The sequence below is a fragment of the Acinetobacter sp. DSM 11652 genome (assembly GCF_900109815.1).
Classification (GTDB): Bacteria; Pseudomonadota; Gammaproteobacteria; order Pseudomonadales; family Moraxellaceae; genus Acinetobacter.
The window spans coordinates 335,131-359,893 of record NZ_FOBK01000001.1; the positions used below are offsets into that span (position 1 = coordinate 335,131).

At 38.3% G+C, this 24,763-nt stretch carries 22 protein-coding genes and 3 tRNA genes; 10 read left to right on the forward strand and 15 right to left on the reverse strand.

The features are described from left to right. Window positions 1-196 precede the first annotated feature (196 nt). Complete coding sequence (locus tag BMW42_RS01630) at window positions 197-1,069, reverse strand: ATP-binding protein (RefSeq protein ID WP_092766157.1); 873 nt, start codon at window positions 1,067-1,069, stop codon at window positions 197-199. 205 nt (window positions 1,070-1,274) lie between these two features. Here BMW42_RS01630 and BMW42_RS01635 point away from each other — a divergent pair, with 205 nt between their 5' ends. From BMW42_RS01635 to BMW42_RS01655, 5 genes are all read left to right on the forward strand, one after another. Beyond that, complete coding sequence (locus BMW42_RS01635; protein WP_092766158.1) at window positions 1,275-2,819, forward strand: DUF3336 domain-containing protein; 1,545 nt, start codon at window positions 1,275-1,277, stop codon at window positions 2,817-2,819. Then, window positions 2,764-3,612: a protein kinase domain-containing protein gene (locus BMW42_RS01640; protein WP_171260662.1), complete on the forward strand. Its 849-nt coding sequence runs from the start codon at window positions 2,764-2,766 to the stop codon at window positions 3,610-3,612. The genes BMW42_RS01635 and BMW42_RS01640 overlap by 56 nt, the downstream gene beginning before the upstream one ends. 108 nt (window positions 3,613-3,720) lie before the next feature. Then, window positions 3,721-3,805: transfer RNA gene (locus BMW42_RS01645), tRNA-Leu, on the forward strand. Between the two features lie 38 nt (window positions 3,806-3,843). Then, window positions 3,844-3,917: transfer RNA gene (locus tag BMW42_RS01650), tRNA-Trp, on the forward strand. A gap of 38 nt (window positions 3,918-3,955) precedes the next feature. Beyond that, window positions 3,956-4,040 (forward strand) — tRNA-Leu (locus BMW42_RS01655). A 155-nt stretch (window positions 4,041-4,195) separates the two neighbouring features. Here the strand turns inward: BMW42_RS01655 and BMW42_RS01660 are convergent. Together BMW42_RS01660 and gloB are read right to left on the reverse strand one after the other, a co-directional pair. Continuing rightward, the gene (locus tag BMW42_RS01660; RefSeq protein ID WP_035267651.1) at window positions 4,196-4,399 is read right to left on the reverse strand and encodes a hypothetical protein; all 204 of its coding nucleotides are present in this window, start codon (window positions 4,397-4,399) and stop codon (window positions 4,196-4,198) included. A 252-nt stretch (window positions 4,400-4,651) separates the two neighbouring features. Beyond that, window positions 4,652-5,383, reverse strand: a complete 732-nt coding sequence (gene gloB / locus BMW42_RS01665) for a hydroxyacylglutathione hydrolase (protein WP_035267649.1) — start codon at window positions 5,381-5,383, stop codon at window positions 4,652-4,654. Window positions 5,384-5,608: 225 nt separating this feature from the next. Between gloB and BMW42_RS01670 the strand changes: the two genes are divergently transcribed. Beyond that, complete coding sequence (locus BMW42_RS01670) at window positions 5,609-5,995, forward strand: DUF4951 domain-containing protein (protein ID WP_143047387.1); 387 nt, start codon at window positions 5,609-5,611, stop codon at window positions 5,993-5,995. A 40-nt stretch (window positions 5,996-6,035) separates the two neighbouring features. Here BMW42_RS01670 and BMW42_RS01675 read toward each other — a convergent pair whose 3' ends face one another. The 4 genes from BMW42_RS01675 to BMW42_RS01690 form a co-directional block, all read right to left on the reverse strand. After that, a complete protein-coding gene (locus tag BMW42_RS01675; protein ID WP_035267644.1) occupies window positions 6,036-6,731 on the reverse strand; it encodes a methionine ABC transporter permease in 696 nt (231 codons plus the stop codon). Next, window positions 6,728-7,753: a methionine ABC transporter ATP-binding protein gene (locus BMW42_RS01680; protein WP_092766161.1), complete on the reverse strand. Its 1,026-nt coding sequence runs from the start codon at window positions 7,751-7,753 to the stop codon at window positions 6,728-6,730. The genes BMW42_RS01675 and BMW42_RS01680 overlap by 4 nt, the downstream gene beginning before the upstream one ends. Window positions 7,754-7,824: 71 nt before the next feature. After that, a complete protein-coding gene (locus BMW42_RS01685) occupies window positions 7,825-8,694 on the reverse strand; it encodes a MetQ/NlpA family ABC transporter substrate-binding protein (protein ID WP_035267639.1) in 870 nt (289 codons plus the stop codon). A gap of 363 nt (window positions 8,695-9,057) precedes the next feature. Beyond that, window positions 9,058-10,140 (reverse strand): AraC family transcriptional regulator, encoded by a 1,083-nt coding sequence (locus BMW42_RS01690; protein ID WP_213032598.1) that lies wholly within the window; start codon window positions 10,138-10,140, stop codon window positions 9,058-9,060. A 240-nt stretch (window positions 10,141-10,380) separates the two neighbouring features. Between BMW42_RS01690 and BMW42_RS01695 the strand changes: the two genes are divergently transcribed. Continuing rightward, window positions 10,381-11,775 (forward strand): cytochrome P450, encoded by a 1,395-nt coding sequence (locus BMW42_RS01695; RefSeq protein ID WP_092766265.1) that lies wholly within the window; start codon window positions 10,381-10,383, stop codon window positions 11,773-11,775. Window positions 11,776-11,944: 169 nt separating this feature from the next. Further along, window positions 11,945-12,379 (forward strand): PH domain-containing protein, encoded by a 435-nt coding sequence (locus BMW42_RS01700; RefSeq protein ID WP_092766163.1) that lies wholly within the window; start codon window positions 11,945-11,947, stop codon window positions 12,377-12,379. 53 nt (window positions 12,380-12,432) lie between these two features. Here the strand turns inward: BMW42_RS01700 and purD are convergent, their stop codons facing one another. The 7 genes from purD to BMW42_RS01735 all read right to left on the reverse strand — a co-directional run bounded on the left by purD (window position 12,433) and on the right by BMW42_RS01735 (window position 19,446). Further along, window positions 12,433-13,716, reverse strand: coding sequence for a phosphoribosylamine--glycine ligase (gene purD, locus BMW42_RS01705; RefSeq protein ID WP_092766266.1), 1,284 nt, complete (start codon window positions 13,714-13,716; stop codon window positions 12,433-12,435). 136 nt (window positions 13,717-13,852) lie between these two features. After that, window positions 13,853-15,427 (reverse strand): bifunctional phosphoribosylaminoimidazolecarboxamide formyltransferase/IMP cyclohydrolase, encoded by a 1,575-nt coding sequence (gene purH / locus BMW42_RS01710; RefSeq protein WP_092766164.1) that lies wholly within the window; start codon window positions 15,425-15,427, stop codon window positions 13,853-13,855. 88 nt (window positions 15,428-15,515) lie between these two features. Then, window positions 15,516-15,785: a DNA-binding transcriptional regulator Fis gene (fis, locus tag BMW42_RS01715; protein WP_001086304.1), complete on the reverse strand. Its 270-nt coding sequence runs from the start codon at window positions 15,783-15,785 to the stop codon at window positions 15,516-15,518. A 373-nt stretch (window positions 15,786-16,158) separates the two neighbouring features. After that, complete coding sequence (locus BMW42_RS01720; RefSeq protein ID WP_092766165.1) at window positions 16,159-17,001, reverse strand: DUF3426 domain-containing protein; 843 nt, start codon at window positions 16,999-17,001, stop codon at window positions 16,159-16,161. A 19-nt stretch (window positions 17,002-17,020) separates the two neighbouring features. After that, window positions 17,021-17,920, reverse strand: coding sequence for a 50S ribosomal protein L11 methyltransferase (prmA, locus tag BMW42_RS01725; RefSeq protein ID WP_092766267.1), 900 nt, complete (start codon window positions 17,918-17,920; stop codon window positions 17,021-17,023). Between the two features lie 135 nt (window positions 17,921-18,055). Then, complete coding sequence (locus BMW42_RS01730) at window positions 18,056-18,955, reverse strand: bile acid:sodium symporter family protein (protein ID WP_092766166.1); 900 nt, start codon at window positions 18,953-18,955, stop codon at window positions 18,056-18,058. 134 nt (window positions 18,956-19,089) lie between these two features. Continuing rightward, a complete protein-coding gene (locus tag BMW42_RS01735) occupies window positions 19,090-19,446 on the reverse strand; it encodes a hypothetical protein (protein ID WP_035267631.1) in 357 nt (118 codons plus the stop codon). Between the two features lie 258 nt (window positions 19,447-19,704). Here BMW42_RS01735 and mnmG point away from each other — a divergent pair, with 258 nt between their 5' ends. Next, window positions 19,705-21,585 (forward strand): tRNA uridine-5-carboxymethylaminomethyl(34) synthesis enzyme MnmG, encoded by a 1,881-nt coding sequence (gene mnmG, locus BMW42_RS01740; RefSeq protein WP_092766167.1) that lies wholly within the window; start codon window positions 19,705-19,707, stop codon window positions 21,583-21,585. Window positions 21,586-21,977: 392 nt separating this feature from the next. Here the strand turns inward: mnmG and BMW42_RS01745 are convergent, their stop codons facing one another. After that, on the reverse strand, window positions 21,978-22,976 hold the full coding sequence (locus BMW42_RS01745; protein ID WP_092766168.1) for a helix-turn-helix transcriptional regulator: 999 nt from the start codon (window positions 22,974-22,976) through the stop codon (window positions 21,978-21,980). A gap of 226 nt (window positions 22,977-23,202) precedes the next feature. Here BMW42_RS01745 and BMW42_RS01750 point away from each other — a divergent pair, with 226 nt between their 5' ends. Continuing rightward, a complete protein-coding gene (locus BMW42_RS01750) occupies window positions 23,203-24,753 on the forward strand; it encodes a circularly permuted type 2 ATP-grasp protein (RefSeq protein WP_092766169.1) in 1,551 nt (516 codons plus the stop codon). Window positions 24,754-24,763: the final 10 nt, after the last annotated feature.

The following is a 24,763-nucleotide window of genomic DNA, read 5'->3' on the forward strand; positions in this document are numbered from 1 at the left end:
ATTTTTTGATTTAAAATTTTTTGATATCGATAGAGAGCAATAAGTTAAATTGTTAATTTTATCTTTATAATTATTCATGAATAATTTATTAACTTTTATCGTAATAAAAGCTAATAACTTAGATTAAAGAGTAAAAGTCGAGAAACTAAGACGTTTTTCCATCTTAGTTTCTTATTGCAGAAGCTGATGTAAATGCTTAATCACGCTTTAATTGAGTAGAGCCGATCCAATGTTTTGAAAATTGGAATGCGGAACGACCTGAGCGTTGACCTCTGGCTTGGCACCAACGTAGCGCCTCAACACGTACTTCAGGCGTCATTTCAATATCAGATTTTTTTAAATAGTGCTCTACAATCTCTAAATAAAGATTTTGATCCATAGGGTAGAACGAAAGCCAAAGACCAAAACGATCAGACAATGAGATTTTTTCTTCGATCGCTTCTTGCGGATGTAATTCAGTATATTGAGGCACGTCCACTTTAGTGATCGGGGTGTTTTCATGCATAAATTCTGGGAGTAGGTGGCGGCGGTTACTGGTCGCATAAATAATAAAGTTGCCAGAACCTGACTCTAGTGAACCATCTAACACACTTTTTAAACTACGATAATTTTCGTCTTCAGCATTAAAGGCTAAGTCATCACAATACACGATAAATTTTTCAGGACGACCTTCAATAATTTTTTGTATTTCTGGTAGGTCTGACAGATTATCACGCTCAATTTCAATGATGCGTAAACCACGGTCAGCATATTTAGACAGTAAAGATCTCACAATAGATGATTTTCCGGTTCCACGAGATCCTGTCAATAAAATATCGTTTGCAGGTAAGCCTTGTAAAAATTGTTCAGTGTTTTGCAGTATTTTTTCTTTTTGTTTTTCGATACCTTTTAAATCATCAAGATGAATTATTTTAGGTTTTTGAATGGGGATCAGCCGTTTATTTTGCCATTTGTATCCTAGTGCTGAGAAATCAATTTTCTGACTCGGTTCAGATAATGTGTGATTAAGCTGATCAATAAGTTGAGAAATTTTTGTTAACAGTTGATCTGGTAGTTCTAGAGTCGCCATAGTTGTTTGTGAAATACAATTCAATAAAATCAAGTTTAATCTACATGATGACGACAGCGATGTGAACTGATCTAAGGTATAAATCTATGCTGACTGGTCGATACAAGAAATAAATTTTATTAAGTTGATTATTTTGTGCTTTTTTTGCATAGTTTAAAAACTGAACAAAACTAATTGAACTAATAAAAATCAAAGGACTAGCTCAATGATTTTAGGCAATCGTAGTCAAATTAATCCGCATCAAGCATATCGAATTAAAAAAATGCAACATGAGCTTGAACGTACGGAGAGCTATGAAGAGTGGAAAGACATTGCCTTAAAGCTGGATGAGGAGACGGGCGCTCAGGAATGGAAGTTTGATAATACTTCACCCTATTTTGATGCTGAAATTATATCGCATCGTTTAAATCTCTTACGCCGTTACAAGCTGAATCATCGTGTGTTTGATCTTATCTATATTTTGCGAGAAGGCTTGAGTCATGATGTCGCCAATATTGGTCATCCTATGCTGTTCACACAAACATATATTGGCACTAAAAAACTTATTGAGGACTATATCGAAGAGGTTTCACAGAGTTTAATTTATATCGCTTCGGATGAATGTTCAGGTTTGACACATCAAGAAAAATTTGATTTTTTTAAAAATTGTCAACTGACCTATGGTCAACCAGCAATGATGTTTTCGGGTGGGGCCTCATTAGGTTTGTTTCATACAGGCGTGTGTAAGGCGCTGATGGAACAAGATTTGATGCCGAAAGTTTTATCAGGTTCGAGTGCTGGTGCGTTAATGACGGCGATGTTAGGCGTTTCTGATCAAAAAGATATTGATCAGCTGCTGACAGGAGAGAGCTTTTATAGCGAGGCATTCCATTTCAGAAGTTTCAAAGAGTTGCTTAGAGGAAATGGTGGTATTGCTGATGTGCGATATCTTAAGAAATTTTTAGTGGAAAATTTAGGGGACTTAACATTTCAAGAAGCGTATGAAAAGTCTGGACTTGATATCAATATCAGTGTTGCACCTTATGATGTCGCTCAGGAAGATGCTCGTATCATGAATAAATATACTGCACCAGATTTACTGGTGTGGAGTGCAGTATTGGCATCATGTGCGGTTCCTATCTTATTTCCTCCAGTACGACTGACCAGTAAGCGTTATGATGGGGTGCATACACCATACTTGGCAAGTATTCGTTGGGTGGATGGCAGTGTGAGAAGTGATTTTCCACAAGAGAAAATGGCTCGTCTCTACAATATTAATTACACCATTGCCAGTCAGGTGAATCCACATATTGTGCCATTCATGCAAAGTGATGCGGAGCGTTTTAGAACAGATCTACTCAGCTGGCCGCAACGTTTAGTGCGTAAACATGGTAAAACGATTGCGATGGATGTCATGAATTTCACTCGTGACCGAATGGGCAGTGTGCCGACGATTAGACGACTATTGGATCACGGTTATGGTATTGTTGATCAGCGTTATTATGGTGATTTAAATATTGTAGGTAATTATAGTCTGCGACATTATCATTATATGTTACAAAATCCGCGACCTCATTTGTTTAAAGTCCTTCAAAGAGAAGGGGAACGGGCAACTTGGTCAAAACTGTCCAGTATTGAAACACATGCGCGTATAGGAAAAACCATTGAACACTGTTTGGATATGCTGACGCAACTGAAACAGCAAAATGAATCTCTTGAAAAACAATCTACAGTGGCAAACCATTCAGCCTCTGCTCAGGCAACCAGTTAATTCTGAACAAAGTCAGCAGTATGGTCGTCTAATTTATTGTATCGAAATAGATGACCAAACGTATTGGGTTAAGCGACAACAGCAGGGTATCAGTTCACAGCATGAGCAGTGGTTCGACAATGAGATAAAACACTACCAATCACTCAGTACTCGCTCTTCAAAGATCTTAGTGCCGTTTGAGATCGTGTATGACGAAAACAGTAGATTCAATACACCTACATCAAAATATGATTCTTCATCATTGATTCTGATTGAAAATGCGGCGCCGCTATTTGAAGTAGAAAATTCTGTCTATACTCAAATGCAGACCTTCCCACACAATGAGTTTTCAAATGTGGTCAATTTATTATTACATAGTCTAGATGCATTACTATCGATTCATGAGCAAGGATGGGTTCATGCAGATCTTAAAAGAGAACATTTTAGAATATTGAATGGTCAACCCAAATTAATTGATTTTGAACAGATGTTTCACTTTGAGTGCCATCCTCAAGTTTCTACACATGGAACACCAAGGTATATGGCGCCTGAGTTGTTTCATGGTGAGTCAAAATCACAAGCATCAGATATATATGCACTCGGTATTATTTGGTTAGAATGGTTAAATCAGTACTCAATCCGTAAAAAAAGCTATATAGATTGGGCAAAATGGCATTGTGAGCAATTAAAAGTTGAAATTATTAGGCCTTTTTCTGACTTAACACCAGTACTCCAGCAGATGTTGATGAAGAATAAATCACAAAGATTGGACAATATTTATCAATTAAAACAGATATTAAGCGAATTTGTCTAAAGAAAAACCAGTAAAATGGATAATTGTTTTATATTTAGTCAAACAATAAGGTTTTTCAAAAAAAGGGCTTGTCATGAGATAATGATCTCTATAATATACACAGCCATCGGGGACGTGGCGAAATTGGTAGACGCACTGGATTTAGGTTCCAGCACCGCAAGGTGTGAGAGTTCGAGTCTCTCCGTCCCCACCAAGTAATTTACTAGGTGGAATGACCGAAGTAAGTGAAATAGAGGATTGGTGTAATGGTAGCATGACGGTCTCCAAAACCGTTCGTCAAGGTTCGAATCCTTGATCCTCTGCCAAGTTTTATGAAGCTCAGTAATATAATTGAGTATTCAAAGGGGACGTGGCGAAATTGGTAGACGCACTGGATTTAGGTTCCAGCGCCGCAAGGTGTGAGAGTTCGAGTCTCTCCGTCCCCACCATATTAAGGCAAGGTTTGATACCTTGCTTTTTTATTGCCTATATTTTTATATCAATACAGGCTGAAATATCTAAACATAAAAAAATCGCCTACAAAGAGGCGATATTAATATTTAAATGATCTATTCAGTATTCATTCCTTTGAATTAAGCTGAAATTAAGCCTTCAAGTGATCCTCGAATTCTTCACCTAATTGCATTGCCAACGTATTTCCAGATAAGTCACATGTCACTAAACCATATTCTTTTTTAAAACTGAAAGTGAAGCCTTGGTTATCCTTTAAATTTCGAACGGAATAACCTAATTTTTCTAACCAAATTCTGAATGCAATTAAATTTTTTGCTTTGACCACTTTCTTCATGAGACAACTCCTTTGACTAATGAAATATTAATAAGGTTAATGATGTTGTTTTTAAAGGGTTTGAACCTAAATTAATGTAAATATATTTTAATTCTATAGAAATGTATATATTTCATGCAATTAAAAGACAGAATTTGATCATGTTGTTAAAGCTTTAAGATAAAGAAGAGAATGTATTGTCTGAAGGGTTTAAAAACTGAGCGAATATCGCTCAGTAATAAACATCTGTAATTTGAACAGATAATGCTAAATTTAGAAATTATCTTTCATTTCCCGAATACGTTTAAATTCTTCAGCACTGTTGACGCGCAAGAAAGGATTGGTCTCAAGTTCAATTTCAATGGTGGAAGGTAAGGTTATTTGATTTTGATCTCGAAGTTTCTGAACTTGTTCAAATCGTTCTTGTAGTGCCTTATTCTCAGGTTCTACTTGTAAAGCGAATTGTGCATTTGAGAGCGTGTATTCATGGGTACAGTAGACTTGAGTTCTTGGAGGGAGCGCTGACAGTCGGTTAAGTGATTGATACATTTGTTCAGCCGTTCCTTCAAAAAGGCGTCCACATCCCATTGCAAATAAGGTATCTCCACAGAATAAACTGTCGATTTCATCTGCAAATATTGCGATATGACCTAAGGTATGGCCAGGAACAGCGATGACGTCAAGTTTTAAGTCATTAAAATAAAATTCATCATTATGATTGAGTGGACAACTGATAAATGGAATTTTAGATAATTCTTCGCGTGGACCATAAACTTCAATATTTTTTTCCGCGATTAACTCTGGCACACCACCAATATGGTCTTTATGCCAGTGGGTAAGCCATATTTGCTTAAGTGTTAAACCATGCGAGTCACAATAGTTGACCACCAAATTGGCTTCTGTAGGGTCTACCACTGCAATTTCTTGGGTTTCAGTATCTTCAATAATCCATATATAGTTTTGTAGCGCATTGTTAACATCAATTACGCGAACTTGATAACGCATCCTAAACGATCCTAAAACATGTGACTTATTTGATCTCATCCTAGATCAAGCTTATCAAATTGTAAAATTCACCCAAATTTTAAACAGCGATGTATTGTAAATATTGATGTCGAATTTGATGAGGTGCATTGTTGTTAGCTTAAGATTATCTGATCTGATGAACAAATTTCGAGTAAAAAGTAAATGAAGATAAAAGTGAGATTGAGTGCTTGCATCAGCGCAGTGATGAGTTCGATTGTTCTTGTTGGTTGTATGCAGAACTCTCAAGTTGGTCAACTGCAAAAGTCTCAATTATACGAGCGTCCAAGCAGCTGTAAGGTCAATGAGACAATTGAACGTAAAGCGGTTCCTCAAACACCTAACCAAATGAGCCTTCCGAGTTTTGGGCAAGGGGTTATCGGTTGGGCAACAGGGCCAGAGGGTGCTCAAGCACGCTTGGAAAGTGTATCTAAGCAAGACATCCATCAGTTTAAAGCTCAAGGTGTTAGTTTGGAAATGATACGCGAATGGCAAGCGTTTTATAAGCATGAAGCAAAGCGTAATCCATGCAATCCAACTGCGCCGTTACGTGCGCAATTAATGGAAAAAATCGCTTCACTTTGGATGGATTGATATTAAAAAAGATCCCATTTGAGATCTTTTTTTAAATTTACTATCGCATTTTGGCGAGTTTTTCACCTGTCATTTGCACCAATTGAACTAATACTAAAAGCACAATAACGGTGAGTATAACGACACTGGTATCAAAGCGTTGATAACCATAGGAGATCGCAAGATCACCAATGCCACCTGCACCGACCGCGCCAGCCATGGCTGTTGCACCAATTAAGCTGATTGCAGCTGTAGTTAAATTGAGAATGAGGGAACTGCGTGCCTCAGGTAGAATAAACTTGAAAATAATTTGTAGGGGTGTTGCGCCCATAGCTTGCGCTGATTCCACGATGCCTTCGTTGACTTCAAGTAGTGAGGTTTCGACCAAACGACCAATATAAGGTCCTACATAAATGGTTAAAGGAACAATAGCTGCCCATGTCCCAATAGAAGTACCCACAATCATTTTTGTCAGTGGAATAACCGCGATCAGGAGGATAATAAACGGGAGGGAGCGTAATGCATTCACAATAGGGTTTAATCCATAATAAATCACACGATTGGCTAAAATCCCGTTTGGTCGTGTAACAAGTAGGGTTATCCCTTGAATTAAACCCCAAATCGTACCGAATAGCATTGCAAAGAAAACCATATGGAAGGTTTCTTGTAGGGCTGTCACAAATTGATCAATTGAAAGCGAGCTTTTCCAAAAAGGTTCAGTAATTTCTGTTAGCCATTGAACAATCATATCTCTCATGCACGTACTCCTGATTGTTCAACCTTAACGCCATGTTGTTGGAAAAAGCTGATGGTTTCTTGAATAATGTCTGGATCACCCAGTAATTGCACAAACATTTGTCCAATCACAGCGCCATTAATTTCGGTCATGTTGGCAAATAAAATATTGAGACTAATATCAAATCGTTTGATGGCAGCTTGTACAACAGTTTCTTGTGCTGAAGTTCCTAAGAACTGCAAGCTATAAATACTGTGGTGATTTTGATTTTCTAAATTATTTAAAATATTGATAGGTAACTGCTGCTGTAAAACAGTTTGAATAAATGTTTTGGTCGTCGGGTGTTGAGGTTGACTAAAGATATCGAGAGTACTACCGTGTTCAATCACTTTGCCTTGTTCCATAACTGCAACAAAGTCGCAAATCGACTCAATAACATCCATTTCATGCGTAACCATAACAATGGTGATTCCTTGCTCTTGATTAATTTTTTTCAAAAGGGCAAGTACAGACTTTGTCGTTTGAGGATCAAGCGCTGATGTTGCTTCGTCACAGAGTAGAATTTTTGGATGATTGGCAAGTGCCCGAGCGATACCTACACGCTGTTTTTGACCACCAGAAAGCTCATCTGGAAAAGCATCGCGTTTATGTTTTAAATCGATAAACTCAAGTAGCTCATCTAAGCGTTTTAGACGCTCAGCTTTACTCCAGCCAAGGAGTTTCATTGGCATTTCAATATTGGCTGCAACGGTTTTGGTTTGTAGTAAATTGAAATGCTGGAAAATCATACCAATATTGGCGCGTTCTTGACGTAATTTTGAAGCGCTCAAAGCAGTGAAATCTTGACCGTGGATGATCATTTGACCTTGATTGGGTCTTTCTAGTAAATTGATCAAACGGATCAGTGTACTTTTACCTGCACCACTATAGCCTATAATTCCGAAGATACTTCCATCTGGAATCGTCAGATTAATAATGTCTAAGGCGTGAATAGTTTGGCCTTTAAGCTGATAATGTTTACTAATATTTTTAAATTCAATCATAACGTCAAGAACTATTAAAAATGAAAAACAGGCAAATTAAATTTGCCTGTTAAAAATACAGAAGTCTAGAATTATTGAGCTTCTGTGAGATATGTTGTTGGTTTATCAACATTAACCTTAGTGCCACCAAAGTTTTCTTTCACATATTGCTTAACTGCATCTGTATGATATAGCTGACCTACCTTTTGCAATACAGGATCATTCTGACGCCCTTCAGCTACAGCCAATACATTCACATTCATTTTTGTACTTTGATCGATTGGCTCGTAGTAGATCGCATCTTTTAATACGTTCAAACCACCTTCCATTGCTAAGGTGTTGCCTAATACAATGGCATCCACTTCATCTTTCACACGTACCGCAGTTGCCATTTGAATCGGTTTGATGGTGATTTGTTTAGGATTCTCAGTTACATCAGAAGTAGTGCCTTTGACATTGTCAAATTGAGGTTTTAACTTTACTAAACCAGCAGATTGCAATAATAAAAGGGCACGTGATTCATTAGCACCATCGTTTGGAATTGCAATGGTCGAACCTGTTTTGAAATCATTTAAATTTTTAACTTTGCTTGAGTAAATCCCCATTGGCTCAAGATAAGTCGTAGATAATGGCGCAATTTTTTGAGTATTGGCATCATTGTATGCAACCATATATGCATATGATTGGAAGGCATTGATATCAATCTCTTTATTGGCTACCGCAGTGTTCATTGAAACATAATCAGTAAAGTTTTTAACATCTAACTTTAAACCTGCAGCTTCAGTTTCTGGCAATTTTGCAATGAACTTCCAGATATCTGCATCTGAACCTGTAGAAGCGATTGTAATGGTTTGAACTGAATCTTTATTCGTGTTGTTTGCAGCGGTTTCTGGAGCATCTTGTTTTGAGCATCCAGCGATACCCACTGATAGGCCCAAAACTAAACCAAGAATTTTCTTCATGATATTTCCTGAGTATGTTGAAACGATCTTCAACTTACATATGCAGTGAGGTGAATAGTGAAATGAACTGTCCTTGTTTCAAGAGCACTTCAAGCTATTCATCTGTTAGAGATAATTCGGTATTTAGCTATCAATTATTTAAGCATTGATAACAAAAAAGTTGGTTGATGATAACAATTTTTTTTTATTCAATATAGTGATGTTAATGAACTAGCTTAGCATAAAGCGTCATATACAATTTATGAGAATGTATAAATAAACTTTAAATATCATACTTATAATTTGAGTGTTTAAAATTAGAAAGACCCGTTATCAGCCGAACACCTTATAATGATTTAATATATCAATATGAAAAATATGCATTTAATTTAATTTAGAAATTTGCTTGGTAAGATCATTATTGTATTTCTGCCGATATTGGCTAGGGGTCATACCAAACCAACGCTTGAATGCACGTCTGAAATTTGAGGCATCGTGATAATTAAGAAGCATACCAATTGTTTCAATCGTGAGTTGCGTATGCTCAAGAAAATAAGCACTTTGCTGTGCAAGCACCTGATCTTTGACCTCTTTAAAGGTTAAACCTTCTTTTTCTAAATGACGAGCTAAGGTTCGTTTGCTCATGAATAATGAAGCGGCAATCTCAGATTCATTTTTGGGATCTGATAAATGCTCAATCAGTATTTTTTTTACACGAAACTGATAAGTATTTTGGGGTGTAAGAAGATCCTTAAGTACATTTTCACATTGTTTTTTTGCAATGAGATAGTTCTCCTGACTTGCTGAAGCATTCGGGATTTTACACACAGATAAAGGTATCTGAATGCCATCAAAAGATTGTGAAAATGTGAAATCACATTGAAAAATTTTTGTATAAGCAGCATGGTAAGCAGGTTTAGGATAGCTAAAAAGCAACTTCGCCTCAGTTAATGGCTTACCTAAAATAAATTCAGCACACTCTTTAAATACCACCATGCAAGACTCGATCATGCTTTGATATACAAGGGTGGAGCAATCGATATTAAATTGAATTTTACAATTCATCTGCTGATCACGCATTTCGAGAATGACTTCTGCAAATCCAATTCGAGTAGGTAGATAATGTTGAATCGCTTCAAGTGCAGCATAAAGGTTTGGGCAACTGTGCATCAAAAAGCCCATTGCGCCATGAGTCGTTGGTTTAAGGCGATGTCCAAGTTCTAAACCGAAGTCGGGAACATCTGCCATGTTCAATGCATTGTCAAATATACGAATAAAATCAGATGCTGAAATCCGGGAATCTTCCTGTTGAATAAATTCAGCAGTCAGACATGTGCCATTCAATAAAGTTGGGAATACACGCAGCCCACCTCCCAATTGTTGCGCAATAATTCTGACATATGCGCAGGGAATCAATGCCCGAATTGCATTATCGTCCTGATTGCTATGTTCTATTCCTTTAGACATCATACTCAAGTCCAGATAGCGTGATATTGATCTTTCTTAAATCTAGCCTCATTAGAGCTGCTAATTTGAATTAAAATAATGTCAAAAAATGACTTATTAATGTCAAAAAATGACCTGATTCTGTATTTTTTAAATTCTATGCTCAAACACAGATCATCAGCTTAATGGAATAAAGGCTGAATATAAATTTAAAGATGAGATCACATAGGACACATTGTCATGAATAATTTAGTCAAAAAAATGAATGCTGTTCGAGTAGATTTGGTGAATTTTAGCGCTCGCTATATTCCCTTAGAAAATCACATCAAAGCTGCCCATGTATACCATAAATTAAAAAGTAGCCTATTTAAGAATCCTGATTTTGATCAAATTGAAGAAATTCAACTTCCAGATCCAAATGTTTGCCCCTTACAAGAGCTTGATGTCAGTAGCCCTTTTTTATACAAGCAAGGTGTATGGAAGGATACTTTTAAGCGATTACGGAAAGATGCGCCGATACATTATCAATCAAACAGTTTATTTGGTCCTTTTTGGTCGATGACACAGTACGAAGATGTCATGTACGTTGATAAAAATCATCAGCTCTTCTCTTCAGAACCGATCATTATGTTGGGTGAGCAACCGCAAGGTTTAGAGCTTGAAATGTTTATTGCGATGGATCCACCGAAGCATGATATTCAGCGTAAAGCTGTGCAGGGGGTTTTTGTACCTAAAAACTTAAAAGACATGGAAAGCTTGATTCGGACACGTACCCAAGACGTACTTGATCACTTGCCTTTAAATGAAGCTTTCGACTTTGTAGATCGAGTTTCAATTGAGCTGACCTCAAGAATGTTGGCAACATTGCTAGATTTCCCTTACGAAGAACGCCGTAAATTGGTCTATTGGTCTGAAATTGCATCTTCATCCCCAGGTACGACAGGCGGCACGATGACCATTGAAAATACTTTTGATGGTCTAAAAGAGATGGTGAGAGATTTGTCACAACTTTGGCATGATAAGGCTGCACGTATAGAAGCAGGTGAGGCTTCAAGCTTTGACTTGATGAGTATGCTTATTCGGAGTGATGAAACAAAGGATCTGATTCAGCGGCCATTAGAGTTTCTGGGGAATTTGGCATTATTAATCGTAGGCGGGAATGATACGACTCGTAACTCGATGTCGGGCGGGGTTTATGCAATGCATTTGTTCCCTCAGGAATTAGACAAGCTGAAGAATAATCCTGATCTGTTGCCTAATATGGTTAGTGAGATTATTCGTTGGCAGACACCATTGGCGTATATGCGCCGTGTAGCGACTCAAGATCTAATTTATAAAGGTCAGTATATCCGCAAAGGTGACAAAGTTGTTATGTGGTATGCGTCTGCTAACCGTGATGAAACTGTGTTTGAAAATGCGGATGAATTTCGTATTGATCGTGAAAATGTGAAAAAACATCTATCATTTGGTTATGGAATTCATCGCTGTATGGGTAGTCGTTTGGCTGAGATGCAATTGACTATTCTTTGGGAGGAGATTCTCAAACGTTATGACAGAATTGAAGTGCTTGAAACACCTGAGATTGTTCAGTCTAATTTTGTTCGTGGATATTCTAAGATGATGGTAAAGCTGCATCCTAAAGTAAATCAGGAATAAGGAAAAGCTCTTTCTAAGGGTTTAAGGACTACTTTAGATTATGATTTAACTATTTATTAATTATTGTGTATTTGTTGAAATGAATTGGAATGTTAGATATTGTTGCAAGCAATATAAATATTTTCAATAAATCCTAATATTAAGCACAATTTATAATTATGAGGTAGTGATGGGTAGTTACATTGAGTCTAATCTAGCTAGAGACGAAAAAATATTAGAAAGGGCACATGTGTCTTGGATGTCTCAAATTGGCTATATTATTATAGGGGTATTATTGTTACCTATGGCTGGAATTGGTCTAATTTTTATTTTAGTAGCTATTATTAACGTATGGACCACAGAGCTAGCTATAACGAATAGAAGGATTATTGCTAAAACTGGGTTAATTCGCCGTAATACAATTGAACTTAAAATCAATCGTGTAGAGAGTCTTGGTGTAGATCAAGGTATCCTAGGTCGCATATTTAATTTTGGTTCAATTATTGTTAGAGGAACTGGTGGTTCTAATGCCCCAATTCCATATATTGCTAAACCATTAGATTTTAGAAAATCAGTCAATCATTATCTTGATGAATTAGATGATAAAACATCAATTGAACTTTAAGAAATTAATTAAAAACCCCGCACAAAGCGGGGTTTTTTAATACTTAAACTGTATTAAGCATTTTCACGAGCAATCGCGCGGTAACCAATATCTTTACGGTATTGAACGCCGTCAAACGTTACTTTTTGGCAAAGCTCTAAAGCTTTTGCTTGTGCTTCACCAATGGTATTACCAAGTGCAGTCACGCAAAGGACACGACCACCAGCAGTTACGATGTCACCATTCTCATTGGCTTTCGTACCTGCATGGAACACTTTCGCATCTGCCATTTCCGTATCTAAACCAGAAATCACATCGCCATTGCTAGAGGTTTCAGGGTAGCCCTTGGATGCAAGTACGATACCGACAGTTTTACGCTCATCCCATTCAGCTTCTGCAGGAAGTTTACCTTCAATACCTGCTTCAACTAAATCAACTAAAGATGATTTTAAACGCATCATGATCGGTTGAGTTTCAGGGTCACCAAAACGACAGTTAAACTCGATCACTTTTGGTTGACCTTGTTCATCAATCATCAAGCCAGCGTATAAGAAACCTGTATAAATGTGACCGTCTTTTTTCATACCTTCAACGGTAGGACGCATCACTTCATTCATGGTTTTTTCAAAAACTTCAGCCGTTACAACAGGAGCAGGAGAGTAAGCACCCATACCACCAGTGTTAGGACCTTGGTCACCTTCAAAGATACGTTTGTGATCTTGTGAAGTTGCCATAGGTAAAATGTTGTCGCCATCAATCATACAAATGAAAGATGCTTCTTCACCTGCCAAGAACTCTTCGATGACAACGCGTGAACCTGCATCACCAAATTTGTTGCCTGCAAGCATGTCATCAATTGCATCGAATGCTTCTTGATTGGTCATCGCAACGATCACGCCTTTACCAGCAGCAAGACCATCAGCTTTGATCACGATCGGCGCACCATTTTTCTCAACAAATGCCTTAGCAGCATCGACTTCTGTGAACACGTCATAGAAAGCCGTTGGGATGTTGTGACGTTTCAGGAAGTGCTTCGCAAATGCTTTAGAGCCTTCTAATTGCGCTGCAAATTGGGTAGGACCCCAAATTTTCACACCTGCAGCGCGACAAGCATCGACTACACCATTTACAAGCGGTGCTTCAGGACCGACAACAATCAGGTCCACGGCATTATTTTTTGCAAAGTCGATAATGGCAGGGTTATCTAAAATGTTAAGTGCTACATTTTCACATTTTGGTTCAGTTGCTGTGCCCGCATTACCCGGTGCAACAAAAACTTTAGCTACTTTTTCATCTTGAGCGATTTTCCATGCTAACGCATGTTCACGACCGCCATTACCCAAAACTAAAATATTCATCGGTTCATACTCCATGAATCGAAAATGACATAAAGTCCTCAACTAAATGAATAGAAGAGGACTTTAGGCAAGATTAAAAATCTCTTATCAGTGTTATAGGTGACTTATGAGAAGTCATCATGACACGAACCATTAATTAATGACGGAAATGACGCATGCCAGTGAACACCATTGCAATACCTGCTTCGTCAGCAGCAGCAATCGTTTCTTCATCTCGCATTGAACCACCCGGTTGGATGATACATTTGATACCTGCTTTAGCAGCGTTATCAATGCCATCACGGAATGGGAAGAATGCGTCAGATGCCATTACTGCACCTTCAACGACTAAGCCTGCATGTTCGGCTTTGATCGCAGCAATACGAGCAGAGTTTACGCGGCTCATTTGACCTGCGCCCACACCAATCGTTTGACGGTTTTTAGCATAAACAATCGCGTTTGATTTAACGTATTTCGCAACTTTCCAAGCAAAGATCATGTCATCAATTTCTTGTTCAGTTGGGGCACGTTTCGTCACAACTTTAAGATCATCTTTAGTAATCATACCTAAGTCTTGATCTTGAACGAGTAAACCACCGTTTACACGTTTGTAGTCCATTTGTGGAGCACGTTCGTCAATAGCTGGTAATTCACCACATACAAGTACACGTACGTTTTTCTTCGCGCCCGTTACTTCAAGTACGCCTTCAGCAACGCTTGGTGCAATAATCACTTCAACAAATTGACGATCAACAATAGCTTGTGCAGTTGCAACGTCTAATTCACGGTTAAACGCAATGATGCCACCGAATGCAGATTCTGGATCAGTTGCATATGCAAGGTCATATGCAGCTTTAATACCGTCTAAAGAGACTGCAACGCCACATGGGTTAGCGTGTTTCACGATTACACATGCAGGTTTCGCAAATGATTTAACACATTCAAGTGCTGCATCAGTATCTGCAATGTTGTTATAAGATAATTCTTTACCTTGCAACTGTTTAGCAGTAGAAACAGAGGCTTCAGTTGCAGCAGGGTCAACATAGAATGCAGCAGATTGATGTGGGTTTTCACCGTAACGTAAATCTTGAGCTTTATTTAATTGCGTATTGAATGTACGTGCAAATTGATCAGCTTGACCTTCTTCTTTACCAACGCGAGCGCCTAAGTAAGATGCGATCATACCGTCGTACTGAGCAGTATGTTCAAATGCTTTAACTGCTAAGTCAAAACGAGTTGCATAAGAAAGTGAGCCTTCAGCTTTAAGCTCAGCAACTACAGTCGCATAGTCAGATGCATTTACAACGATACCTACAGACGCATGGTTTTTCGCAGCAGCACGAACCATCGTTGGACCACCGATGTCGATATTTTCAATCGCATCAGCAAGTGAGCAGTTAGGTTTTGCAACAGTTGCAGCAAATGGATAAAGGTTTACCACAACTAAATCGATCGCATCGATGTTGTGTTCAGCCATCACAGCTTCATCTAGACCACGACGAGCCAAGATACCACCGTGGATTTTCGGATGAAGTGTTTTTACACGTCCGTCCATCATCTCTGGGAAACCAGTGTGCTCTGAAACTTCGACTACAGCAATATTGTTGTCACGTAACAACTTATAAGTACCGCCAGTAGATAAAATTTCTACCCCTAGAGCAACAAGGTCTTGGGCAAATTCAACAATGCCTGTTTTATCAGAAACAGAGATTAATGCGCGTTTAATAGTCATGATTTAGTCACAGTTATCAAGAATTAAAACAAAAAAGCTAAATAGCAGGTAAAAAAAATGCCCGCGGAAGCCGCAAGCATTTTATCATTTATTCACTCATTAAACCGTGAGCTTTCAACTTTTTACGTAAAGTACCACGGTTAAGGCCTAGAATCTCAGCAGCGCGAGTCTGGTTGCCACGTGTATATTCTAACACTACAGATAAAAGAGGTTTCTCCATTTCTGCTAAAACCATGTCATAAACTTGAGATGGTTGCTCGCCTTGCAATTGTGCAAAATAATGGCGAACTGCGCGATCTACGTGAATACGAAGAGCGACATCAGATTGTGCAGTAAAAATAGGAGATTTGCTATTCATGCGAGTTAATCCGAGAATCAATAATCACTTAGGGTAAAAGTGATTTTGTGGTCAAAATAAAAAAACGAGCTCCGTTTTAGGTCCTAAAACGGTCGACTCTAAAACAAGAACAATTAGCTTGCCACAACTAGAGCAATTGAGTGAAAAATAAGCGTAACAATAGTTTAATATTTGTTACGGTTCCACATAAAACAAAAAACATCCCTGATGCGCTGAATAAAAAATCAAGCACATGAACAGAACTGTATTTATTTTGAGAAATTGCGAGGAGTTTGCGGTACAAAGCTTTCGTGGCGCGTATCATACCATTGTCTATGAAAAAGTGAGCAAGAAAACTACATTTTTTTTAATTTTTTTATCATTTTTTTTGATCTTATGGTCGTATAACTTCCAATTTATAATTGTCAAACTCAGATTGGGAAAAATTTATACTAAATTTGAAACCAAATGGACTGTCTTGAGGAATTCGTGTAATTCCATGCAAACTTTCTACTAAATATTCATTGGGTGCTTTAATAGAGGATGAAATCAATTTACCTTGTTGAAAAATGCTTATTTTCAACAGAGGCAGTTTTAGCCCTTTGCTATATTGGTTCACCAAGTGACCTGAAAAAACAGTGGAGATCGCTGATGTTGACTCAATATTGAGGTCTTGTACTTTTATATGGGTATAGCGTTCATCAAGCGTGTCACAATTAAATAAGTTACATGCTGATATAAATGCCTGATTTAGCGCAGATGAGCTTGGGTTAAACCATAAAAATTGAAAAACCAGTAATAACGCTAAAATTGTATTTACGATCGCCCATGTCGCAATATAAAGCCTAGTTCTTGGTTTCGATTGGCTATTGGCATGGATTGATGATGAAAGATTTAAAGAAGGGTAGTTGGTAATCGGATCATGATTGAACGTATTTAAGTTATTTAAATACGTACGCAAGGTTATGTTTGAATTTGCAACTTTACGATCGAAAATATCCAATAGGTGTTGTTCTTGTTTAGGTTCAATCACATCTTCAGATGGTGCTGTACTGTCTTGGGCTTCTGTGATTAAAGGTTCAATCACTTTCGGTTGAGGATTGAATAGATGTAGAAGCGCATTAAACTCAGCAGAACATTTAGGACAACAAACCATACCCTCGGCAACAGTTAACTGGGTGACTGATACCTTGTAAATTGTGGAGCAATTTGGGCAGCGGGTTTGTTTATCACTCATATCTTAAATTAAGCTCTACTTATTTATGGCGTTTCCCAGAAAGACGGTACCAATTTTCATCACGCTTTTCTTTGTCTAATATATCAAAAAAATCAGCATAAACACGAGAAACATCATCAACTTGCTCTTCAATAATACCGGCTAGTGCGAATTCACCTTCAGGTTGAATGAGTGTTGAAAACTCCTCAGCAAGCGCCATCAGTGGGCCAGCAAGAATATTTGCGACAAATACATCTGCCTTTTGCTCACCAAGTGCTTGATTAAATTCTTCAGGTAAGCCGACATATAAATTTTCGAGCACGCCATTTAATTCAGCATTTTGTTGTGTAGCGAGTACAGCTTGAGGATCAATATCTGTTGCATATACTTTTTTTGCACCAAGCAGTAGGGCAGCAACACCTAGAATGCCAGAACCACAGCCGTAATCGATGACGATTTTGTCTTTTACATCGGTTTTACCTAACCATTGTAGGCAGAGGAATGTTGAAGCATGATTACCTGTACCAAAAGCTAGGCCTGGATCTAATTTAATATTGACCGCATCCGCTTCAGGTGCTTCCATCCACTCAGGCACGATCCAATATTTTTCACCAATTTGAATTGGCTCATATGCATCCATCCAAGTGCGTTCCCACTCTTGATCTTCGATAAACTCATAACGTAAAGGCGCTTCAGGCATCTGGTCTTTAATGAAAGTTTCTAGTGCGACGACATCGATTTCTTCATCATCTTCTTGAGCGTAAATACCCGTTACGATAACTTTGTTCCAAAGCGGAGTCTCACCTGGAAGTGGTTCTAATAACGCTTGATCTTCTGCATCATCTAGCGTCACACTTACTGCACCAAGAGATAATAATAATGTTTCAGTAAAATCAACTTGTGCTTGATCGACAGTAATATGGATTTGTAACCACTTCACAGTAAAAAAACCTAAATATGCAATACGAGAGTTAGCATTGTACTGTATTCGCTTTAAGAATGCAGATAAAACCTGAAGCATAAATAAAGGCACGATTACAGTGCCTTTAAGATGAGTGGGTTAACTCAATTAATATCAGTTAATTTGTGAGTGGTTTCGAGTTAACTCAGCCGGATGGTCCAATGGTGCAAAACGATTCAGCAACATGCCGAAAATAGCAGCGAAGATATACATAAAGATTGAATAAACAGCTGCTGGCATCGCAATTTCGCTGCTATTCATTATCGTGATTGCAATCGCCATGGCCAAAGTACTGTTATGGATACCAATTTCAAAAGCACACGCTCTTGCTTGAAAACTCGGTACACCAAAGAAGCGTGGTAGAAAATAACCAACGCTAAGACTTGCGATACAAAATAACGCTGTTGCCAAACCAATTTGAGCAAGATAATTCATAATGTTGGCACGTTCAGAAAGTACTGCACCGACAATAATTAACACTAAGAATACAACGGCAAAAATACGCACTGGTTTTTCTAGTTTAGTTGCAACATTTGGAAATTTGTAGCGCACAAACATACCGAGGGCAACTGGAATAAGAATAATGGCGAACACTTGTAAAATTTTACTAAATTGCAGACCAATTTGAGTTGAATCCTGAATGAAATGTGTGATTGCAAAATTCACGATCAGCGGCAAGGTCACTGCAGCAATAATGGCATTAATCGCAGTCAAGGTGATGTTGAGAGCAACATCACCTTTATATAAATAGCTAAACAGATTGGCTGTCGCACCCCCTGGTGAGGCAGCAAGCAACACTAAGCCGACAGCCAAGTAAGGCGTAAGATTGAGTATTTTACATATAATAAATGCAACGCCAACCAAAATGACGAGTTGGGAAAATAATGCGATGAGCACTGCTTTAGGGTGTTTGCGAACGCGTAGAAAATCTTGAACAGTGAGTTCAAGTCCTAAACCCGCCATCACAATTGCAAGTGCTAAAGGTAAAAAAATCGTGAGGATCCCTGTGTCCATAAATTCATCCTGAATTTTGTTGTGTTATATGTAAATAGATCGTTATTTTTAATTTGGTTTTATCGTTATCAATAAATAAAAGCAACCAATTTTTCAATTGGTTGCATAAATGGTCGAATTTAAAAAAAATTGGGTTAAGACGCTTTTGGCATCGGTGGCGCATATCCGAGTGCACATTTGCCTTTATATTCTTGACCTTCGATATTTACTGAAACACTCGCTGCATCAGACTTACAAGCTGAATTAAGCTGCTCTTCATTTCCTTTCAAATCTTTACTTTGGGTTGGGAAAAATTGAGTTTGGCAAGTACCATTCCAAATGATTCCTTTATATGGGAAACTGACAGCATCACCTTCGCTTTTACCCTTACATACGCTTTGGAATTGTTTGGCATTATAGGCATTATCAACTTTGTCATTCGCAATACTCATACTACTTACGCTTAGACCCAAACAACATAACATTGACATCGTAAATAACTGGACTTTCATGTTCGTATACTCTTGTTAAAAAATATGACATGAATATGTTGAAAAAATAGTCAAATCAATGGAAGGGCAATGCTGTAAATAAATTTTCTAAATTGTTAAAAAATCACTTAAATCTGCAAAATTTATAAATTTTTATATCAATATGGTTTATATTATTGGACTTCAAAAAAATTAGAATTAAATTGTTCTCGATTGTCTCAAGGCAAACAAAATTTGCTATAATTTTCTGTCATTATTTTTATCTCCTCATATACCACTATGCATTATCCTAAAGTTTACGATGTCATTGTTATCGGTGGCGGACACGCTGGTACAGAAGCAGCGCTTGCTGCGGCACGTATGGGTCGACAGACTTTACTCTTAACTCATAATATTGAGACTTTAGGGCAGATGAGCTGTAACCCAGCGATTGGTGGTATTGGTAAATCACACCTTGTTCGCGAAATTGATGCCTTAGGTGGTGCGATGGCACTCGCAGCAGACAAGGGTGGTATTCAGTTCCGTATTCTGAACTCACGTAAAGGTGCTGCAGTTCGTGCAACGCGTGCGCAGGCTGACCGTGTACGTTATAAAGCGGCTATTCGCGAAACATTAGAAAACCAAGCCAATCTTGATATTTTCCAACAAGCAGCAGATGACCTCATTGTTGACGGCGATACCGTTAAAGGTGTGGTAACACAAATGGGGATTCGCTTTGATGCGAAAACAGTCGTGTTAACCGCTGGGACATTCTTGGGTGGCGTGATTCATGTTGGTCTTGAGAAATCAAGCGGCGGTCGTGCAGGTGATCCACCTTCAATTTCTTTAGCGCACCGTTTACGTGAGCTTCAACTGCCAGTGGGTCGTTTAAAAACAGGTACACCACCACGTATTGATGCACGTTCTGTGGATTTCTCTGTGATGACACCACAGCCGGGTGATTTCCCATCACCAACGATGTCATTTATGGGTGATGCATCTATGCACCCAGAGCAAGTTAACTGCTATATCACGCACACCAACGAAAAAACCCATGATATTATTCGTGGCGGCCTAGACCGTTCACCGATGTATACTGGTGTGATTGAAGGTGTAGGACCACGTTACTGTCCGTCAATCGAAGATAAAATTCATAAATTTGCCGATAAAGATTCTCATCAAGTATTCCTTGAGCCTGAAGGTTTAGATACTCATGAGCTTTATCCAAATGGTATCTCTACATCGCTTCCATTTGATGTTCAGTTTGAGTTAGTACGCTCAATCCGTGGTATGGAAAATGCGCACATTCTTCGTCCGGGTTATGCGATTGAATACGACTACTTCAACCCTCAAGCGTTGAAATTCACTTTAGAGACTAAAGCGATTAATAACTTGTACTTTGCGGGTCAAATTAACGGTACGACAGGTTATGAAGAAGCTGGTGCACAAGGATTACTTGCAGGCCTGAACGCTGCACGCCGTGCGTGGGATCAAGAGCAATGGACACCGAAGCGTGATGAAGCGTACATGGGTGTATTGGTTGATGACTTAATCACTTTAGGTACGAAAGAACCGTACCGTATGTTTACCTCACGTGCGGAATACCGTTTGATGCTTCGTGAAGATAACGCAGACCAACGTTTGACGCCAATCGGTCGTGAAATGGGTCTTGTGGATGACGAGCGTTGGGCAGCATATTGTGAAAAAATGGAAGCGGTTGAGCGTGAAACAGGTCGTTTGCAACATCTTTGGGCTGCACCAAACAATCCAATGGGTAAAAAATTCGTTGAAATGACAGGTGCGGATCTTTCTAAAGAATGTTCAGCAATTGATTTATTGAAACGTCCAAACATTACTTTTGCTCAAATTGCGGAACTTACTGGTTCTGATGTTTCTGCTCAAGTGGGTGACCAAATTGAGATTGCGGTGAAATACGAAGGTTATATCAACCGTCAGCATCAAGATGTTGCACAAATGAAGCGTCTTGAAGAAACCAAGATTCCAGCTGATTTTGATTATGACGTAGTATCTGGTTTATCTCGTGAAATTACCTTGAAACTCAAAGAGGTTCGTCCTGAAACTCTTGCTCAAGCAAGTCGTATTCCGGGCGTAACACCTGCTGCTGTTCAATTGGTGATGATTACGATTCGTAAGAATGCACAAACTAAAAAATCTGCTTAAGCCTGTTGCAGTCCAAAAAACCCGCTTGATGCGGGTTTTTTTGATCCTCATATAACGATTTATTCATAAATAAGATGAATAATTTATTATTTATGTTTAACAAGAATAGAGATTAATAAAGAAATTATGATTATTTCTCAATCCAAGTTGATGTCGTTATATTGATTCTACGTTCACAACAAAGAGGAAAGGCCATGACGATGAAGCGTATTCGTTATAATGGTTATGAAATTGCATGCTGCACGATGTAAATCATAATCCAACGACATTGAAAAATGTACGTGGGCTAAAGGGGAGTTTAGTTCACGTATTTAAACTCAACACAATTAGAAATCAGCGCAATACTGAAAATATGATAATAAAAAATCTTCAGAGCCAATTTGGCTCTTTTTTTAATTTTCAATTTCATGAACGGCGTTAAATACATCGAGCGGTTCTATACGAATGATTTTTTTGCCGAAGCTTCTGAGCCACCAAACCAATTGTGAAGTAAAGGGCACATTAGCCACCACTTTAAAGAGATCATCGGATACTTGTGTAATGGATTGATCTTTACTGAGTTGGCTTTCGGAAAAGTAAAGTGCATCAGCTTTATTCATAAAGAGTTCGAGTTGAACGAGCTCAGTGGGTTTATTGAAATCAACTCTAAAGCCGAGCGCACCAGATTCAATGTAAGCATCAATATCAAAGTCAACAGGGTGTAAGGCGCGTTGTTCTAGAACTTTTGCAGATTTAAAGCGATGTAAAGCAAAGGTTTGAACTTCTGATTTGTCATGTCGAGTACAAATCAAATAAATGATTGAACCCTTTTGAACCAATGCGAGCGGGTTTAAGGTATAACCACGTTCTTCACTTTCAGGTCCACGCGCACGATATATGCATTCGATCTGTTTATCTTGTAATAGACCTTCGTAAATAGCTTGCTGCGCATGTTTATCTACAACAGGAGGGATCAAGGGCTGGCTTGCTGGGACAATACGAACTCGGTTAATCCACTGACGTACATTGTTTTGTGTAGATAAGCTGCGTTTTGCAAGCTCGAACCAAGGGTTCATTTCCTCAATTAAGCTTGGAGGAAGCAAATGCTTCAAATGCTCTTCAACCATCATGAAGGTGACGGCTTGTGAGCTGGTCATATGCGGCAAGCTTTGAATTGGGGCATCTGATCGCCAACGCCAACCTTGTGGTACAGTTTTATTACTCTCAATAGGAAATCTTTGAGAAATTTGATTTAAATCACGTTGAATGGTTCTTAAACTGATTTCAATACCTTCTCTTTGCAGGGTCTCTTGCAACTCTCGTGTACCCATCCATTTGCCAGTGGTTAAACGTGAAAGAATTTGCCACTGTCGATATAAGCTATTCGATGTTTCTTTTTCTTGAGAGGACATAATCAACTAATGAATAAAGAGAAAATATTTTTCAAACACACAATAAAAAATCTTTAAGAGATAAGCAAGCATGGAAAGTGAAGCTGTTGAGTATATTTCGATACATCTTTAAGCCATTTTTCGTTGTGAATGCTTCAAAAATGGGGCATTAATAGATGAATAGGTAAATTTTTGGCATTGAAATTGCTTAATTTTGTTTACAATTGATAACAATTAAGAGGTATGTATGCTAAAAGAGGAAAAAGATACCACTTCAATTCTCGCAAATTTTAAGGCTGATCATACCGTCGAAGCTTTTGAAAAATCTATGCAGATCGAAGTTAAACAAAACAGCACTGCGTACTTGTTCGATCAACTTAAATCTGAATTTTATAATGAACTTTTAGATGACAAAACTATTGGATTAGAGGCATCTAGCAAAATCGAAAATTGGTTATGTGAAAGAAGCTTGGATGAGCTGAAATCATTAAATCATCAAGCGAAGGAACATTTCCTCTATCAGGGCATTACATTTACAGTCTATGGTGGTGCTGAGGGTACAGATCGTATTATTCCTTATGACTTAATTCCACGTGTAATTGCCAAACAACAATGGCACAAAATAGAGCAAGGCTGTGCACAAAGGGTGCAAGCATTGAACTTTTTTTTAGATGATATTTACCATAATCAGGCGATTTTAAAAGATGGTTTAGTGCCTGAGCTGCAAGTGCTCACTCATGAGGCATACCAACCATTGATGTATAAACATTCATTGAAAGGTAAAGTTTATAGTCAAATTAGCGGAATCGATATTATTCGTGATCAGCAAGGTGACTTCTTCGTACTAGAAGACAATTTAAGAACACCATCAGGCGTGTCTTATATGTTGGAAAGTCGAAAAATTAGTGAAAAAATGATGCCCGAACTTTGTAAGTCATCAAATTTACAAGGTGTAGAGCAATATCCTCAACTTTTAAGACAAATACTCGAGGAAAATGCTGAAGTAGATAAACCATTTATCGTGGTGCTTACACCCGGCCGATATAACAGTGCATATTATGAGCATTGTTTCCTCGCACGTGAGATGGATGTTCCTCTAGTTACAGGTCAGGATTTATTCGTTGAAAATGCTAAGGTCTATGCCAAAACCGTTTGGGGTAAAAAACAAGTCGATGTAATTTACCGACGCCTAGATGATGGATTTCTTGATCCATTGTGTTTTATGCCAGACAGTACATTAGGTGTACCTGGCCTAATGTCTGCTTACTTACAACACAATGTCGTGATTGCGAATGCGCCTGGCACGGGGGTAGCAGATGACAAATCAATCTATCCTTATGTCGATAAAATGATTAATTACTATCTAAACCAGAAGCCAATTTTAAATAACGTACCGACTTACCAATGTCGTGAACGTGAAGAACTCGATTATGTACTTTGTAATTTAGAAAAGTTAGTGGTTAAAGAGGCGCAAGGTTCAGGCGGTTATGGCATGTTAATTGGTCCTAAAGCGACCGAACAAGAAATTGAACAATTTAGATTAAAGTTAATTGCACAGCCGCATGCTTACATTGCACAACCAACTTTAGCGCTTTCAGTCGCTCCCACTTTAACTGAATTCGGCATCGCTGAACGCCATATTGATTTAAGACCGTTTATTTTAAGTTCACCGTATCGTACAGAAATCGTGCCGGGAGGTTTAACCCGAGTTGCGATGCAAGAAGGGTCATTAGTTGTAAATTCGTCACAGGGTGGTGGCATTAAAGATACGTGGGTTATAGATCCGCTACATTCATAAATATACAACC

Bases quoted from the DNA above. Each gene is read 5' to 3' on its own strand.
- BMW42_RS01630 (WP_092766157.1), bottom strand. From the start codon at position 1,069: ATGGCGACTCTAGAACTACCAGATCAACTGTTAACAAAAATTTCTCAA.
- BMW42_RS01635 (WP_092766158.1), top strand. From the start codon at position 1,275: ATGATTTTAGGCAATCGTAGTCAAATTAATCCGCATCAAGCATATCGA.
- BMW42_RS01660 (WP_035267651.1), bottom strand. From the start codon at position 4,399: ATGAAGAAAGTGGTCAAAGCAAAAAATTTAATTGCATTCAGAATTTGG.
- gloB (WP_035267649.1), bottom strand. From the start codon at position 5,383: ATGCGTTATCAAGTTCGCGTAATTGATGTTAACAATGCGCTACAAAAC.
- BMW42_RS01670 (WP_143047387.1), top strand. From the start codon at position 5,609: ATGAGTTCGATTGTTCTTGTTGGTTGTATGCAGAACTCTCAAGTTGGT.
- BMW42_RS01675 (WP_035267644.1), bottom strand. From the start codon at position 6,731: ATGAGAGATATGATTGTTCAATGGCTAACAGAAATTACTGAACCTTTT.
- BMW42_RS01680 (WP_092766161.1), bottom strand. From the start codon at position 7,753: ATGATTGAATTTAAAAATATTAGTAAACATTATCAGCTTAAAGGCCAA.
- BMW42_RS01685 (WP_035267639.1), bottom strand. From the start codon at position 8,694: ATGAAGAAAATTCTTGGTTTAGTTTTGGGCCTATCAGTGGGTATCGCT.
- BMW42_RS01690 (WP_213032598.1), bottom strand. From the start codon at position 10,140: ATGTCTAAAGGAATAGAACATAGCAATCAGGACGATAATGCAATTCGG.
- BMW42_RS01695 (WP_092766265.1), top strand. From the start codon at position 10,381: ATGAATGCTGTTCGAGTAGATTTGGTGAATTTTAGCGCTCGCTATATT.
- BMW42_RS01700 (WP_092766163.1), top strand. From the start codon at position 11,945: ATGGGTAGTTACATTGAGTCTAATCTAGCTAGAGACGAAAAAATATTA.
- purD (WP_092766266.1), bottom strand. From the start codon at position 13,716: ATGAATATTTTAGTTTTGGGTAATGGCGGTCGTGAACATGCGTTAGCA.
- purH (WP_092766164.1), bottom strand. From the start codon at position 15,427: ATGACTATTAAACGCGCATTAATCTCTGTTTCTGATAAAACAGGCATT.
- fis (WP_001086304.1), bottom strand. From the start codon at position 15,785: ATGAATAGCAAATCTCCTATTTTTACTGCACAATCTGATGTCGCTCTT.
- BMW42_RS01720 (WP_092766165.1), bottom strand. From the start codon at position 17,001: ATGAGTGATAAACAAACCCGCTGCCCAAATTGCTCCACAATTTACAAG.
- BMW42_RS01730 (WP_092766166.1), bottom strand. From the start codon at position 18,955: ATGGACACAGGGATCCTCACGATTTTTTTACCTTTAGCACTTGCAATT.
- BMW42_RS01735 (WP_035267631.1), bottom strand. From the start codon at position 19,446: ATGAAAGTCCAGTTATTTACGATGTCAATGTTATGTTGTTTGGGTCTA.
- mnmG (WP_092766167.1), top strand. From the start codon at position 19,705: ATGCATTATCCTAAAGTTTACGATGTCATTGTTATCGGTGGCGGACAC.
- BMW42_RS01745 (WP_092766168.1), bottom strand. From the start codon at position 22,976: ATGTCCTCTCAAGAAAAAGAAACATCGAATAGCTTATATCGACAGTGG.
- BMW42_RS01750 (WP_092766169.1), top strand. From the start codon at position 23,203: ATGCTAAAAGAGGAAAAAGATACCACTTCAATTCTCGCAAATTTTAAG.